Below are 14,956 nucleotides of genomic sequence, written 5' to 3'. Positions count from 1 at the left end.
ATGGCAGAACAGGCAAAACTTCCACTGGGCAAGTTACTGATCCAGAAAGGCGTGATCAGCGAAGACCAGCTGCGCATCGCCCTGATCGAGCAGCGGCGCAGCAGCGAACCGCTGGGCAAGCTGCTGATCACCTTGGGCTTCGTCACGGAAGCAACCGTGCGCGAGGCGCTCAGCGAAAACCTGAAACAGGTCAGCGCGGACCTGGCCAGCCTGGTGGTCGACGCCATCGCCCTGAAACTGATCCCGAAGGACGTGGCCAAGCGCTACCGCGTCTTTCCTATCGTCTACGAGCGCCAGGCGGACAACCTGATCCTGGCCATGGCCGACACCAGCAACATCGTGGCGCTCGACCAGATCAGCGCCATGCTGGTCAAGGGCATCACGATTTCCACCGTGCTCGTCAACGAATCGGATATTTCGCGCGCCATCGACCAGTACTATGGCTTCGAGCTGTCGATCGACGGCATCCTGCACGAAATCGAGACGGGCGAAGTCAGCTATCAAAGCATGGCTTCGCCGTCGGACGAATACAGCCAGCCCATGGTGCGCCTGATCGACGCGCTGCTGGCCGATGCCGTGCAGAACGGCGCCTCCGACATCCATTTCGAGCCGGAACAGTCGTTCCTGCGCATCCGCTACCGCATCGACGGCATCCTGCGGCAAATCCGCAGCCTGCACAAATCGTACTGGCCGGCCATGGCGGTGCGCCTGAAGGTGATGTCGAACATGAATATCGCCGAGGCGCGCGCGCCGCAGGATGGGCGCATCAGCATCAAGTTTTCCGGCCGGCAAATCGACTTCCGCGCCTCGGCCCAGCCCACCACGCATGGCGAAAACGTCGTGCTGCGCGTGCTGGACCGGCAAAAAGGCATCGTGCCGCTGGATGCCCTGGGCCTGGCCGAGGCGGAATTGAACTTGCTCAAATTGATGATCGCGCGCCCCGATGGCGTCATCCTGGTGACGGGCCCGACGGGCAGCGGCAAGACCACCACCCTGTATTCGATACTCAACCATATCAATACGGAAAGCGTCAACATCATGACGCTGGAAGACCCGGTCGAGTATCCGATGAACATGATACGCCAGACCTCCGTCAACGAATCGGTCAAGCTGGGCTTTGCCGACGGCATCCGCTCGATGATGCGGCAAGACCCGGACATCATTCTGGTGGGCGAAATCCGCGACCGCGAAACGGCGGAAATGGCCTTTGCCGCCGCCATGACGGGCCACCAGGTGTATTCCACCCTGCATACGAGCTCGGCCATCGGTTCCGTGGCGCGCCTGCTTGACATCGGCATCCTGCCCGACATCATGGCCGGCAACATCATCGGCATCGTGGCGCAGCGCCTGGTGCGCCGTTTGTGCCCGCATTGCAAGGAAACGCTGATCGCCGACGATGTCGAGCGGCGCCTGCTGGGCCTGACGGCAGACGAGGCGCCCGTGTCCATCTGCCGCGCCGTCGGCTGCGAGCGTTGCGCGCACCAGGGCTACAAGGGCCGGCTGGCCATCATGGAAATCCTCAAGATGACGGCCGAACTCGATGAATTGACGGCGCGCCGCGCCAGTAGCCGCGAATTGAAGAACGCAGCGCGCGCGGCCGGCTTCAAGGGTATCGTCGACGACGGCATGCGCCGCGTGATGGAAGGCGTGACGACCCTGGAAGAAGTGGGCCGCGTGGTCGACCTGACGGAGAGGCTGGCCTGATGGCACAATATGTCTACCGCGCCATGGATGCCGCCGGCGGCTTGATTCCCGGCAGCATGGAAGCGGCCAACGTGCCGGACCTGGAAGCGCGCCTGCACCGCATGCAGCTCGACTTGATCGATTGCAAGATCACGGGCCAGTATCTGGTACTGCTGGGCAAGCGCATCATCCACCGTCGCGACCTCATCAATTTCTGTTTCCACATGGAACAATTGACGGGTGCGGGCGTGCCCATCCTGGAGGGCTTGAACGACTTGCGCGAAAGCACGGACCACCCGCGCCTGCGCGAAGTCGTCACGGACTTGATTGAAAGCATCGAGGGCGGCTTGCCCCTGTCGGGTGCGCTGGCCCAGCATGGCGACATTTTCGACGCCACGTTTACCAGCCTGATCCTTGCGGGAGAACAAAGCGGCAGGATCGCCGACGTGTTCAAGAACCTGTCGGAAAGCCTGAAGTGGCAGGATGAGCTGGCGTCGCAGACGCGCAAGATCGTCATGTACCCCGTCATCGTGGCCGTGGTGGTGGCTGCCGTGACGTTTTTCCTGATGATTTATCTCGTGCCCCAGCTGACGGCTTTCATTCGCAACATGGGCGGCGAGCTGCCGCTGCATACGCGAGTGCTCATTTTTGTATCGAATGTCTTCATCGCTTACTGGTATCTGCTACTGGCCTTGCCCGTGCTGCTGTTTTTCGGCCTGCGCGCGCTCGTGCGCCGCAGCAGCGCGGCGCGCTACGCCTGGGACGGCCTGAAACTGCGGCTGTGGCTGGTCGGTCCCGTGCTGCACAAGATCATCCTGGCCCGCTTTGCCACTTTTTTTGCCTTGATGTATGCCTCCGGCATCACGATACTGGAATGCATCCGCCTGTCCGAAGGCATTGCCGGCAACCAGGTGGTGGCGGCCGGGCTGCGCCGCGCTGCGCAGCTGATCAGCGAGGGTTACGGCGTCACCGCCGCCTTCCAGCACACGGGTATCTTCCCGCCGCTGGTGATCCGCATGCTGAAGGTGGGCGAGGCAACGGGTTCGCTGGACACGGCCTTGCGCAATGTCAGTTACTTTTACAACCGCGAAGTGAAGGAATTGATCGAAAAAGTGCAGGCCATGATCGAGCCAACCATGACGGTCATCCTGGGCCTGCTGCTGGGCTGGATCATGCTGTCGGTGCTGGGGCCGATTTACGACACCATCAGCACACTCAAGACCTGAGGCCGCCGTGTTCCGCAAACAATTACTCTACATTACCAGCGACGCCCTGTGCGCCTACGACTGGGACCACGGCGTGCTGGGCCAGGGCCAGACCTTCCCTGCCAGCGCAGCCGGGCTGGATGGCTTCGCCGCCTGGCTGGAAGATACGCAGGCACAGCGGCTCGACGTGCCCGCCTACCTGCTGACGGACCTGATCGAGGAAGATTTCCAGCGCCAGTTGCTGCCCCACGTGCGCGGCAAGGCGGGCCGGGCGCTGCTGGAGCGGCGCAAGCAGCAATTGCACCGCGATACGCCCTACCGGGGCAGCACCTTGCTGGGCCGCGAAGACACTGGCCGCCACGACGATCAGGTGCTGTTCTTTGCGCTGACCAATCCCACCTTGCTGCAGCCGTGGACGGAGGCGCTCGAGCACTTGCGCGTGCCCGTGGCCGGCATCTATTCGACCAGCCTGCTGAGTATTGCCCTGGTCAAAAAGCTGTCGATCACGCACGAACACCTGCTGCTGGTGACGCAACAATCGGGCGGCTTGCGGCAAAGTTATTACGAAAAAGGCCAGCTGCGTTTTTCGCGCCAGACCCTGGCCATCGCGCTCGACGGCGTGGCCGTGAATATTGCGCTGGAAACGGAAAAGACACGGCAATTTCTCACCAGCACGCGCATGCTGGCGCGCGGCGACGTCTTGAATACCGTCATCCTGGCGCCGGCCGCGCAGATTGCCAAGCTCGAATTGCTGTGTGACAACGGTGTGGAAGTGGCTTACCACTTCATCGACCTGAAGCTGGCCAGCGAACGGGTAGGCTTGCGCCAGACGCCCGCGCTGGCCGACGAATTGCTGCTGACCTTGCTGGGCAAGCATCCACCGCCCAGCCACTATCCGCCCGGTACGCTGGCCCGCTATTACCACTTCCAGCGTGCGCGCAACACGCTGTATGGCGCCAGCGCGCTGATCGGCGGTTCGGCCGCGCTGTGGTGCGCGATTAACTTACTCAGCGGCATCACCGCCGATGCCGCTACGCAGCGCCTGGCGCAAGAAACGGCGTCCTACCAGGATCGCTACCGCATCGTCATGTCGGCTCAGCCGCCGGCGCCGGCCAAAACGCAGAACATGAAAGTGGCCGTGACCCTGGGCCAGATGATCGCCAACCAGGCGCCGGAGCCGGGCCGACTGCTGGGCATGCTGGGTGCCGCGCTGAACCAGGCGCCGCAGGTTGCGCTCAGCCAGCTGCACTGGCATGCGGGCCAGGCGCCCGTGCGTACGGCCGGCAGCCAGCCAGCGCAGCGGCCGGGCGCAGGCTTGCAGGGCGGCAGCGCCCAGGCCGGCATTCCCGTCGCGCCGCCGCAGGCGCTGCGCCTGGAAGCGGACGTGGCCATGCCGAACAATGACTACCGCGCCGCCCTGGCCGCCATCACGGCCTTCGCGCAAACCCTGGCGCGCCAGCCGGGCTTGCAGGTGACGATCGAGGAAACGCCGCTGGACTTGCGCCCCAGCGTGGCCCTGTCCGGCAAGAGCGCCGTTTCGTCGCCGGACAGCCAGGCCCGCTTTACCCTCTTGCTCGCGTGGCAGCCATGAGCGGCCCCGTCAAGCAGCCGCCCCTTCCCGGCATGCAGCGGGCCGGCACGCCCGCGCGCGCCCTGCCTGCCTGGCTGGGCGAACTGCATCTGGTGCGCAACGCCCTGCTGTGCTTTGCGCTGACCCTTCTGGCCAGCATGGTGCTGCTCAGCCTGAGCGCCACCTACCGCGCGCGCGAAGCGCAGCAGCTGGACATGGCGCATCGCACGCGCTCGGCGGCCACTACCCTGTTCAACCACGCGGAAGCGGAGAAGCAGGAAATCCGCGCCTACGAACCGCAATTTTTGGCCTTGCGCCAGCGCGGCCTGATCGGCGAGGAAAACCGCCTGGCCTGGATCGACGCCATCCGCCGCAGCCAGGAACAGCGCAAATTATTGCCGATAAGCTATGAAATCAGCCCTCAGCAAGGGCTGCAAGTGCCATTGCCCATGGTAATGGGGCAATATCATCTGCGCGGCAGCCGCATGCGCCTGCGCATGGATTTGCTGCACGAGATGGATTTGCTCAATCTGTTCGACGATTTGCGCCAGGTCGGCTATTTCGCCGTGCAGGATTGCACGCTCAAGCGCCAGGCAGCGGCCGGGGGCGGCAGTGGGGCGCCGCCCACCCTGGGCGCAGAATGCGAGCTGCTGTGGCTGACTCTGGGCAGCATGGCCGTGCCCGAACTGGGGCGGCCATGAAGTGCGCCCTCGTCCTGTGTGCGCTACTGGCCGGCAGCGCGCTGACGGCCCGCGCCCAGTCACCCCAGCTGGGGCGATTGTTCCTGTCGCCCGAGCAGCGCGCCCAGATCGATGCGCAGCGCTACGGGCCGCCGCCGGCCGATCCCGCCCTGGCGGCGCCCCCGCCACCGCCGCCACCCGCCCCGCCCGTGGAATTGAATGGCGTGGTGCTGCGCAGCAGCGGCCGCTCTACCGTCTGGCTGAACCAGGAAGCGCAGAACGAGCCGCACAACCGTCTTGCCCGTGGCATGCCCGGCACGTTGACCCTGCGCCTGTCGAACGGCCAGGTGGTGCTGCTGAAGCCTGGCCAGCGCTACGACCCGGCCAGCAGTACGGTCACCGAGGTGCAGGAGGCGCAGCCATGACGCCACGACAGCCACATCGCCAGCGCGGCGCGGCCCTGCTCCTGCTGCTGGCAGTACTAGGCCTGGGCGCGGCCAGCCTTTTGATCAGCGCCTTCGGCCGCAATACGGGCGAGGCCGAACGCCAGCAGCGTACCCTCGCCACCCTGACGCAGGCGCGCGAAGCCTTGCTGGGATTTTCTGCCACGCAAGGCCGCCTGCCCCGTCCGGCCGCCTCCGCCCTCGACGGGCGCGAGCGGGCCACCGACTGCGCCAACGATGCCGAGTGCAGCGGTTTCCTACCGTGGGTGGCGCTGGGCGTGGCGGGTGTTGACGCCTGGGGCAAGCTGCTGCGCTACAGCGTCACACCGGAAATGGCGCGCGCGCCCGTCGTCTCGTTTTCCGCCATCGCCAACCGCGTCGTCCTCACGCGCAACAGCCGCGGCGACTTCGTCTACGTGGCGGGACAGGAACAATGCGACGTCAGCGCCCAATGCCTGCCTGTCGTGCTGTTCTCGCAAGGCAAGGAACATCACGGCACGGCCGCCAGCGGCGTGACGCAGATCAATACGGCACGCGGCAATATCGACGAAGCAAGTAACGACAGCGCCAGCCGCCGTTTCGTTGCCCGCCCCGCCACCGATAATGCCGCGCTGGCGGGCGGCGCCTTTGACGACATGCTGAGCTGGATTACCTTGCCCACCCTGTATCAACGCATGCGCGCCGCGCGCAACCTGCCATGAGCGCCCTCCGTTCGCGCCGCCAGGGCGGCTTTTCCCTGATCGAGATCGCCATCGTGCTCGTCATCGTCGGCCTGATGATAGGCGGCCTGGTCACGCCATTGACGGTGCAGCTGGAACAGCGCAAGGTGGCCGAGACGCAAAAGGCCCTGGACGAGGCGAAGGAAGCGCTGACGGGCTACGCGCTGCGCTATGGCTACCTGCCGTGCCCAGCCATCTCCGCCGGCAATGGCCTGGAAGACCGCCTCGGCGTCCGCTGCAATGGTGAAAAGCGCGCCGGTTTCCTGCCGTGGGCCACGCTGGGGCTGCGCCAGGGAGACAGCTGGAACAATCTGTTCCGCTACAGCGTGACGCCTGCCTTCAGCGACAGCGGCCAGCTCTTCAGCCTGTCCACGCCGCGCGACATCAGCATCGTCACGCGCAATGGCGGCGCGCTGCTGCAGGCGACGGCGCTGAACGACATCCCCGCCATGATCATGTCCCACGGCAAGAACGGCTTTGGCGCCACCAGCGTGCAGGGCCAGCGCCAGGCTGTGCCTTTCGGCAACAATGTCGACGAGCGCAACAATGCATCGAACGCCACCACCTTCATCAGCCGCGCCGCCAGCGGCCCGCAGCAACCAGGCGGCGAGTTCGACGACCTCGTCGCCTGGCTGTCGCCGAATATCCTGTTCAACCGCATGGTAGCGGCACAAAGGCTGCCCCACTGATGCCGATGCCCATGTCCATGCTCCGGCCCGCCCTCACCATCGCCCGCTACACGCTGCTCGAAGCGCTGCGCAGCCGCCTGCTGTGGTTATTCGTGCTGGCCGCTGGCGGCGCCGCCGCCCTGGCCGGCTTCCTGCAGCAACTGGCGCTGACGGAAAGCGGCGCCGTGCAGGCGGCGCTGCTGGCGGCCACCTTGCGCCTGGCCAGCGTCTTCCTGCTGGCCACGTTCATCATCACCAGCATGGCGCGCGAAGCGGCCGACCGGGGCCTCGAATTGCTGCTCGCACTGCCCATGCCGCGCGCGGCCTACCTGCTGGGCAAACTGCTCGGTTACGCAACGCTGGCGGCCGTGCCCGCCTTGCTGTTCGGCCTGTTGATGGCGCTATTCGCCGCGCCCGCGCACAGTGCGCTGTGGGCGCTGTCGCTGCTGGGAGAACTATGGATCATCGCCGCCTTCAGCCTGCTGTGCGCGGCCAGCCTGCAACAGGCCCTGCCAGCACTGGCCGCCACGGGCGGCTTCTATGTGCTGGCGCGCATGCTGGGCAGCCTGCAACTGCTGGCGCACGGTCCCCACGTGGGCGACTCTCTGGCACAGCGGGCCACGGCGGGCGCCATCGACATGCTGGCCCTGCTCTTGCCCCGCCTCGACGCCTTTACGCGCACGGATTGGCTGCTGTACGCGACCGGCGACTGGCAAGCCCTGGGCCACGTGGCGGCGCAGACAGCCATCTATGTCGGCTTGCTGGCCAGTTGCGCGCTGTGCGACTTTTACCGCCGCAACATCTGATGGCCAGCTCCCAACGCCCCTGGTCGAGCGTGCCACGCCCTCTGTGCTGGCTGCTGGCCGCATGCCTGCTGCTGCAACTGGGCTGGCGTCTGGCGCAGCAGCACGCTCCGGCCCAGGCGCAACTCCTGCCAGCGCCGCCGCCAGCGGCCGTGGCGCGCCTCGCCAGCCTGGGCGAGCCGCTGGCGATGTCGAAGGCCATGCTGCTGTACTTGCAGTCATTCGAGGACCAGCCCGGCGTCAGCCTGCCGTGGCGCGAACTCGACTATGGCCGCCTGGCCGGCTGGCTGGACACGGCGCAAACGCTCGATCCGCGCAGCCAGTACGCGCTGGTGGCCGCCAGCGTCGTCTACGCGGGCGTGTCCGATGCGCAGCGCGCGCGGCGCATGCTGGCGTTTGTCGCCGCCAGCTTTGCCGCCGATCCGAACCGTCGCTGGCCCGCCATGGCACAGGCGACGCTGGTGGCCAAGCACCAGCTGCACGACCTGCCGCTGGCCCTGTCGTATGCGCGCGATCTGCGCCAGCTGGCGACGGGGCGGCAGGTACCACCATGGGTGCGCGAGATGGAAGCGTTCATCCTGCAAGACATGGACCAGCTCGACAGCGCCCGTCTGGTGATCGGCGGCCTGATCGCCAGCGGCCAGATCACCGACCCGCACGAACTGGCTTTCCTGGCGCGCCGGCTCGACGAACTGGCCGCCCAAATTGCCGCAAAGAAAGCCAGAGCCGTACCATGAGCCGCCGGCCGAAATGCTATGCGCGTCCGGCACCATTTGCAGTAAACTGCCATTCTAGGCACTAGCACTTTTTTTCAAGGAAACCCCATGCTCCCACGCCGCCAGCACGGCTTTACGCTCGTAGAAATCGCCATCGTCCTGGTCATCATCGGCTTGCTGCTCGGTGGTGTGCTCAAAGGACAAGGCTTGATCGACAGCGCCAAGGTAAAAAACATCATCCAGCAGTCGAATGCGCTGACGGCCGCCGTCAACGCCTACCAGGACAAATTCCGCGCCCTGCCCGGCGACGATATCCAGGGCACCACCCACGTGCCCAATTCGGCCGGCAACGGCAATGGCGACGGCCAGATCGGCGACGGCCAGCCGCGCGAATTCACCCTGGCGCCGCAGCACCTGGCGCTGGGCGGCTTCATCACGGGTTCTTACAACGGCACCTCGCAATTCATGACCAGCGCCCAGGGCGGCGCCGTCTACCTGTACAACGACGAAATCGGCGGGCGCGCCGGCAATGGCATCCGTTTTGACAACTTGCCCGAGAGCTACGCCGAGCAGATCGACAGCAAACTCGACGATGGCGTGGCCAGCACGGGCAGCGTGCGGGCGAACATGCCATATGGCAATGCCGGTGCGATCATTCCCCGCATCGCCGTGTTTTTCTGACCTGCCAGTCACTATCACAACAAAACCATGCAGGATGCGCACCTCGCCCGCCTGCCATCGGCACAGCGCGGCGCTGCATCTGTATGCCTGGCACAAGCTTTTTCCACTCCAGAAACTAAGCTTGTCAGACCAATCAATTTCGTCTAGCATCTTTTCACTCAAGGTCAGCCAGCGCGAGCCTGCCTGTCGACTCATCCATTCTGGGAGCTTTCCGGGTGCAAGATTTGCCTTCGATACGCTCACGAATTTCATGGCTGGTGCTCGCCTGGATCATTCCGACGGCGCTGGTGTTTCTCCTGCTCGTGGCACAAAGCTATACGCGCGAACGCGACCATGTCGTCAGCGAAACAGCGCAGGCGGCACGGGCAGTCGCCGCCACCGTCGAACGCGACCTGAGCGGCGCCCAGATGGCCGCGCGCATCCTCGCTGCCTCGCCGGCCCTGCAAGCCGACGACATCGGCGCCCTGCGCATCCTGGCCGACAGCCTGTTGCAGCCTGGCCTGGCCGTCAGTGCCTTCATCGTTTCCGACGCCAAGGGACGCCAGTTGATCAATACGGCCCTGCCCGCCAACCTGGCACCGCCCCCCTTGCCGCAAAAATGGGCCGCCGGCATGGAACGCGCGCGCGCGTACGGCAAGGCGCGGCTGACCAGCCTGCTCATGGCGCCGGACGACGTGCCGCGGCTGGCCCTGAACCTGCCCTTGCCTCGCGACAAGGGGGGCGCCCATGTATTGACGGCGCTGTACCCGCCCGACTACCTGCCCGTGCTGCTGCGCGAACTGCACCTGCCGGCCTATCTGGGCGCGGCCATCATCAATGCCGACGGCATCAACGTGGCGCGCACCCTGGCGCCGCAGCGCTATGTGGGCCAGCGCAGCGCGGCGCCCCTGCTGGAACAGATACGCGAGGCGCGCGAGGGCGTGCTGCGCCATGCCACCCTGGAAGGCCTGGACGTCTACACGGGCTTTCGCCGCGCTCCCGACGACAGCTGGACGGTGGCCGTCACCATGCGCACCAGCACGGTGACCGAAGCCCTGCTGCGCTCGGTAGTCACGGGTTCCGTCATCCTGGCTCTGCTGCTGGGTGCCGGCTTTGCGCTGGCCTGGCGCGTGGGCGGCCGCCTGGCCAGCACCCTGCAGGAACTGACCGTACAGATGCACGCGCTGGCACAGGGCAAACCGCTGCTCTCGAACAGGCACACGGATCGCGAATCGGCCGACATGGCCAGCGCCCTGGGCGCGCTGGAACGTGACCTGCGACGCCACCGCACGCAGCTCGAAAGCCTGGTGGCAGAACGCACGCTGGCCCTGGAAAAATCCACGCGCCTGCTGGAAACCGTGTATGCGACGGCGCCCATCGGCATGCTGTTCGTGGGCCTGGATTTGCGCATCGTCATGATCAACCACTACCTGGCCGCCATCAACGGTGCCAGCGTGGCGCAGCATCTCGGCCGTCCCGTGGGCGCCATGCTGTTCGACGACGCCGTGCGCGCGGACGTGGAGCGCTGCGTGCGCCAGGTGCTGGAGACGGGCATCCCCATCGTCGACATGGAGTTGAAAGGCCATAGCGGGCAGCAGCGCGAACAGCTGAGCCACTGGATCGTCTCGTATCACCCGATTGTCGGCCCGGAACAGCAGTTGCTGGGCGTATCGGGCCTGTGGCTGGACGTCTGCGAGCGCAAGCGCAGCGAAGCGGAATTTCGCCGTTCGAAACATCTGTTCGGCACCATCATCGAAAACATCCCGGCCATGGTCTTCGTCAAGCGCGCCGACAAGCTGCGCTTTGAAATGGTCAACCGTCACGCGGAACTGACCCTGGGACGCTCGCGCGAGCAATTGCTGGGCAAGACGGACCACGACTTCTTCCCGCCGCAGCAGGCGGCCGCCTTCGTCAGCGCCGACCGCAAGCTGCTGGCCACGGGGCAGATGGTGGAAATCGAAGAAGAGGCGATCAATACGGCCGACGGCACCACGCGCCACTTCACCACGCGCAAGGTGGTCTTGCGCGACGATACGGGGCGCGCCAGCCACGTGCTGGGGGTATCGATCGATATCACGGAACGCAAGCGCGCCACCGAGGTGCTGCACGCCACCACCGTGCGCCTGGAGCAAAGCGAGCGCTTCATCCGCACCGTCACCGACAACCTGCCCGGCATGGTGTCGTACTGGGACGCCGACTTGCGTTGCCGCTTTGCGAATAATTTCTATAATGAATGGTTTGGCCGCGGCAGCGCCGAGCTGGCCGGCATCCACATGCGCGAATTGCTGGGGCAGGAACTGTTCAACCTGTATGCGCCCCATGTCGAGGGCGTGCTGGCGGGCCGGCCGCAAAGCTTCGAGCGCGACCTGCTCGATCCCGCCGGCCAGGTGTACCCTACGTGGAACAATTACATCCCCGACATCGACGACAGCGGCGGCGTGCGCGGCTTTTTCGTGCTGGCCTCGGACGTGTCCGAACTCAAGCGCACACAATTGCGCCTGCACGAACTGAACGAGCAAATGGTGCGCGCGCGCGACAAGGCCGAGGCAGCCAGCACCGCGAAGAGCGAATTCGTCGCCAACATGAGCCATGAAATCCGCACGCCGATGAACGCCATCATCGGCCTGGCGCGCCTGCTGGAAGAGTCGCCGCTGGAGCGGCGCGAGCGCAGCTATGTCAGCAAGATCCAGATGGCCACGCAGTCGCTGCTCAATATCGTCAATGACGTGCTCGATTTTTCCAAGATCGAGGCGGGACAGATGGTGCTGGAACAACGCCGTTTCCAGCTCGAGCGCATGCTGGGCAGCGTAGGCGTGTTGCTGGCCAGCAGCGCCTGGGCGCGCGGCGTGGAACCCGTATTCGTGCTCGACCCTGGCGTGCCGGACGAACTGATCGGCGATGCCCTGCGCGTGGAACAGATCCTCATCAACCTGGTGGGCAACGCCATCAAGTTCACCGCGCATGGCGAAGTGGTGCTGGCCATCGCCAAGGTGGCCGAGGATGCGGGCAGCGCCACGCTCGAGTTTTCCGTGCGCGACACGGGCATCGGCATCGGCGCGGCCGAACAGGAACGCATCTTCGACGCGTTTTCCCAGGGCGACAGCGGTACCAGCCGCAAGTACGGCGGCACGGGACTGGGGCTGGCCATCTGCCGGCGCATGGTGGAATTGATGGGAGGCAGACTCAGCGTGAAAAGCGCGCTGGGCGAAGGCTCTGACTTCCGCTTCAGCTGCCGCTTTGACAAGGTGGCGCCGCCGTCCGAGCCGCCCGGCAAGAGCGCCTCCAGGGCGCTGTCTCTACTGATTATCGACGACAACGCCAGCGTGCGCGCCATGCTGGAAGACTGGTGCACGGCGCAGGGTTGGCACAGCCGCAGTGCCGACAGTGCTGCGACCGGCCTGGCGCTGCTGCGCGCCAGCGCCAGCGGCCTGGACGGCTTGCCGCCGGCTGACCTGCTGATGCTCGACGCTGCCATGCCCGGCATGGATGGCATTTCCATGCTCACCGAGGCGCGCGCCGACGAACACCTGGCGCTGCCGCCCGTGATCATGCTGGTGGCCGACCAGGATAGCGAAGACCTCGAACGCCTGGCCGACAGCCTGATGCTGGCCGGCGTCGTCTCGAAACCGACCACCCCGGCGCGTCTGCTGGCGGCCGTGACGGCTGTGCGCGAAGGCCGCAGCGCCCCGTCCGCGCTGCCCGTGTCCACGCCCCTGTCGGGCTTGCTGGAAGGCATGCGCATACTGCTGGTGGAAGACAATGAAATCAACCAGGAAGTGGCGCAGTACATCTTGCTGCACTCGGGGGCGCGCGTGGCCGTGGCCGCCAACGGCAAGCTGGCCGTCGAGTTGCTCACCAGCACGCCGGACGCCTGGGATGCGGTGCTGATGGATTTGCAGATGCCCGTCATGAATGGCTACGACGCCACCCTGGCCATCCGCGCGCTGGGCTTGGCAAACCTGCCCATCATCGCCATGACGGCCAATGCCATGGACGAGGACCGCCTGCGCGCCATCGCCAGCGGCATGAATGCGCACGTGGCCAAGCCCATCGATGTCGACGAGATGATCCAGACCCTGACCCGGCTGGTGCAGGCGCCCCAGAGGACGGGCAATAGCGCCGTCCACGCAGGCAATGCCCCCACGGAAACGCTGGAAGTGCCGGCCACGGTGCCCGGCATCGACCTGGCGGCCGCCCTGCACCGCTTCGGCGGTGATTACGGCGCCTTCCTGGCACTGCTCAAGCGCTTTGAGAATTCACAAGGCGACGCCGTCGAGGAAACCCGGCGCTTGCTGGACGCCGGTCAGGCGCAGCAGGCGGCGCAACTGCTGCACCGCGTGTGCGGCGTGGCGGCCAACCTGGGCGCCGCCCACATCGCCAGCCTGGCTGGCGAAGCGGAAAAGGCGTTGCAAGGGGCCCACTCGCACGCCACCGCAGCCCTTCTGGGGCAACTGGAACTGGCGATGGCCGAAGTCATCGACGCGGCGCGCGCCCTGCCCTCGCCCCTGAGACGCGGGCAGCAGGCGCGGGCCTCGCCCGGCAGCGAGCCATTCGACCTGCGCGCCAGCCTGGCCGAGCTGCTCGTCTTGCTCGGCAATAATAACCTGAAGGCGCTGGCGCACTTCCACGCGCTGCACCCCGCCCTGCAACAGTCAGACCGGGAAGCGGCTCTGGCGATGGCAAATGCGATCGAGACCTTGAATTTTTCCGAGGCGGAAAAGCTTGTGCTCGATCAGCTGAAACGAGAGGAAAACAAGTGAGCTGGACCAACCTTGCCATGAACGGGCGCATCCTCATCGTCGATGACGCCATGGAAAATATCCAGATCCTGCACCAGCTGCTGCGCGAGGAACACGAGGTGCTGTTCGCCCTGAACGGCGAGAAGGCGCTGGAAATTGCACATAATCAACTGCCCGACCTGATTCTGCTCGACGCCGTCATGCCCGGCATGGATGGCTATGCCGTGTGCAATGCGCTGCGCGAATCGGCCATCCTGAGCGCCATTCCCGTCATCTTCGTCACGGCCCTGAACCAACCGGAAGACGAGACGCGGGCACTGGAAGCGGGCGCCGTCGACTTCATCACCAAACCATTCAACGCAGCCGTCGTACGCGCCCGCGTGCGCAGCCAGCTGACCATCAAGCGCCAGGCCGACGCCATGCGCGAACTGTCGCTGACCGACTCGCTGACGGGTGTGGCCAACCGGCGCAGCTTCAATGACACCATGGACAGCGAATGGCGGCGCTGCGCGCGCGATGGCGTGCCGATGGCCCTCATCATGGCCGATATCGACCACTTCAAGGATTACAACGATACGTATGGCCACCAGGCGGGCGACCTGTGCCTGCAGCAGGTGAGCGCCGCCCTGCGCCGCTGCGCCACGCGCCCGCCCGACCTGCTGGCGCGCTATGGCGGCGAGGAATTCATCATCCTGCTGCCGCAGGAAACGCGCGACGGCGCTGAAGTGGTAGCCCGGCGCATGCTCGACGAAGTGCGCGCCCTGCACATCGCGCATGCCAGGTCGAGCGTCGGCCCGCATGTCACCGTCAGCCTGGGCGTGGCCAGCGTCATGCCCACCGAAGGCATGGACCCCAGCGCCCTGATCCGCGCCGCCGACGCCCTGCTGTACCGTGCCAAGCATACGGGGCGGGATAGGTATTGCGCGTCGGAGGGGGTGTGAGATTGATTATTTAGGCTCTGTCCCCGATAAGTAGGGGAATTCCGAGAATTTTCCTGGGGCCCTGCTGTCTGACGGTACATAGCAGACAAACGGGAGTCTTCCATGCAGCCAGCCCAGTGGAAAACCTTC

General features: G+C 65.6%; 12 protein-coding genes. All 12 read left to right on the top strand.

Going from position 1 to position 14,956, the window contains the following annotated elements:
- The 12 genes from ACQ4WN_RS21050 (at window position 1) to ACQ4WN_RS20995 (ending at window position 14,827) form a co-directional block, all read left to right on the top strand.
- On the top strand, window positions 1-1,704 hold the full coding sequence (locus ACQ4WN_RS21050) for a GspE/PulE family protein (RefSeq protein ID WP_436553272.1): 1,704 nt from the start codon (window positions 1-3) through the stop codon (window positions 1,702-1,704).
- Window positions 1,704-2,909, top strand: coding sequence for a type II secretion system F family protein (locus ACQ4WN_RS21045; protein WP_436553271.1), 1,206 nt, complete (start codon window positions 1,704-1,706; stop codon window positions 2,907-2,909). Before ACQ4WN_RS21050 ends, ACQ4WN_RS21045 begins: the two co-directional genes overlap by 1 nt.
- A gap of 7 nt (window positions 2,910-2,916) precedes the next feature.
- Window positions 2,917-4,479: a hypothetical protein gene (locus ACQ4WN_RS21040; RefSeq protein ID WP_436553270.1), complete on the top strand. Its 1,563-nt coding sequence runs from the start codon at window positions 2,917-2,919 to the stop codon at window positions 4,477-4,479.
- A complete protein-coding gene (locus tag ACQ4WN_RS21035; RefSeq protein WP_436553269.1) occupies window positions 4,476-5,159 on the top strand; it encodes a hypothetical protein in 684 nt (227 codons plus the stop codon). The genes ACQ4WN_RS21040 and ACQ4WN_RS21035 overlap by 4 nt, the downstream gene beginning before the upstream one ends.
- Window positions 5,156-5,563: a hypothetical protein gene (locus ACQ4WN_RS21030; RefSeq protein ID WP_436553268.1), complete on the top strand. Its 408-nt coding sequence runs from the start codon at window positions 5,156-5,158 to the stop codon at window positions 5,561-5,563. Before ACQ4WN_RS21035 ends, ACQ4WN_RS21030 begins: the two co-directional genes overlap by 4 nt.
- Window positions 5,560-6,282, top strand: coding sequence for a hypothetical protein (locus tag ACQ4WN_RS21025; protein WP_436553267.1), 723 nt, complete (start codon window positions 5,560-5,562; stop codon window positions 6,280-6,282). Before ACQ4WN_RS21030 ends, ACQ4WN_RS21025 begins: the two co-directional genes overlap by 4 nt.
- Window positions 6,279-6,989 (top strand): type II secretion system protein, encoded by a 711-nt coding sequence (locus tag ACQ4WN_RS21020; RefSeq protein ID WP_436553266.1) that lies wholly within the window; start codon window positions 6,279-6,281, stop codon window positions 6,987-6,989. The genes ACQ4WN_RS21025 and ACQ4WN_RS21020 overlap by 4 nt, the downstream gene beginning before the upstream one ends.
- Window positions 6,990-7,000: 11 nt before the next feature.
- Entirely contained in the window at window positions 7,001-7,774 is a 774-nt protein-coding gene (locus ACQ4WN_RS21015; protein WP_436553265.1) for an ABC transporter permease, read from the top strand.
- Complete coding sequence (locus tag ACQ4WN_RS21010) at window positions 7,774-8,508, top strand: hypothetical protein (RefSeq protein ID WP_436553264.1); 735 nt, start codon at window positions 7,774-7,776, stop codon at window positions 8,506-8,508. Before ACQ4WN_RS21015 ends, ACQ4WN_RS21010 begins: the two co-directional genes overlap by 1 nt.
- Window positions 8,509-8,595: 87 nt before the next feature.
- A complete protein-coding gene (locus ACQ4WN_RS21005) occupies window positions 8,596-9,168 on the top strand; it encodes a prepilin-type N-terminal cleavage/methylation domain-containing protein (protein WP_436553263.1) in 573 nt (190 codons plus the stop codon).
- A 257-nt stretch (window positions 9,169-9,425) separates the two neighbouring features.
- The gene (locus ACQ4WN_RS21000; RefSeq protein ID WP_436553262.1) at window positions 9,426-13,907 is read left to right on the top strand and encodes a PAS domain-containing protein; all 4,482 of its coding nucleotides are present in this window, start codon (window positions 9,426-9,428) and stop codon (window positions 13,905-13,907) included.
- The gene (locus tag ACQ4WN_RS20995) at window positions 13,904-14,827 is read left to right on the top strand and encodes a diguanylate cyclase domain-containing protein (protein WP_436553261.1); all 924 of its coding nucleotides are present in this window, start codon (window positions 13,904-13,906) and stop codon (window positions 14,825-14,827) included. Before ACQ4WN_RS21000 ends, ACQ4WN_RS20995 begins: the two co-directional genes overlap by 4 nt.
- Window positions 14,828-14,956: the final 129 nt, after the last annotated feature.

This window comes from Janthinobacterium pasteuri, from assembly GCF_051380775.1.
Taxonomy (GTDB): Bacteria; Pseudomonadota; Gammaproteobacteria; order Burkholderiales; family Burkholderiaceae_D; genus Janthinobacterium.
Note: the sequence above shows the minus strand (reverse complement) of the source record. Positions and strands in the feature narration are given on the sequence as shown.

What these genes read in the sequence shown, in the direction of transcription:
- ACQ4WN_RS21045 (WP_436553271.1), top strand. Translation starts at nt 1,704, where the DNA reads ATGGCACAATATGTCTACCGCGCCATGGATGCCGCCGGCGGCTTGATT.
- ACQ4WN_RS21015 (WP_436553265.1), top strand. Translation starts at nt 7,001, where the DNA reads ATGTCCATGCTCCGGCCCGCCCTCACCATCGCCCGCTACACGCTGCTC.
- ACQ4WN_RS21035 (WP_436553269.1), top strand. Translation starts at nt 4,476, where the DNA reads ATGAGCGGCCCCGTCAAGCAGCCGCCCCTTCCCGGCATGCAGCGGGCC.
- ACQ4WN_RS21020 (WP_436553266.1), top strand. Translation starts at nt 6,279, where the DNA reads ATGAGCGCCCTCCGTTCGCGCCGCCAGGGCGGCTTTTCCCTGATCGAG.
- ACQ4WN_RS21050 (WP_436553272.1), top strand. Translation starts at nt 1, where the DNA reads ATGGCAGAACAGGCAAAACTTCCACTGGGCAAGTTACTGATCCAGAAA.
- ACQ4WN_RS21005 (WP_436553263.1), top strand. Translation starts at nt 8,596, where the DNA reads ATGCTCCCACGCCGCCAGCACGGCTTTACGCTCGTAGAAATCGCCATC.
- ACQ4WN_RS21030 (WP_436553268.1), top strand. Translation starts at nt 5,156, where the DNA reads ATGAAGTGCGCCCTCGTCCTGTGTGCGCTACTGGCCGGCAGCGCGCTG.
- ACQ4WN_RS21010 (WP_436553264.1), top strand. Translation starts at nt 7,774, where the DNA reads ATGGCCAGCTCCCAACGCCCCTGGTCGAGCGTGCCACGCCCTCTGTGC.
- ACQ4WN_RS21025 (WP_436553267.1), top strand. Translation starts at nt 5,560, where the DNA reads ATGACGCCACGACAGCCACATCGCCAGCGCGGCGCGGCCCTGCTCCTG.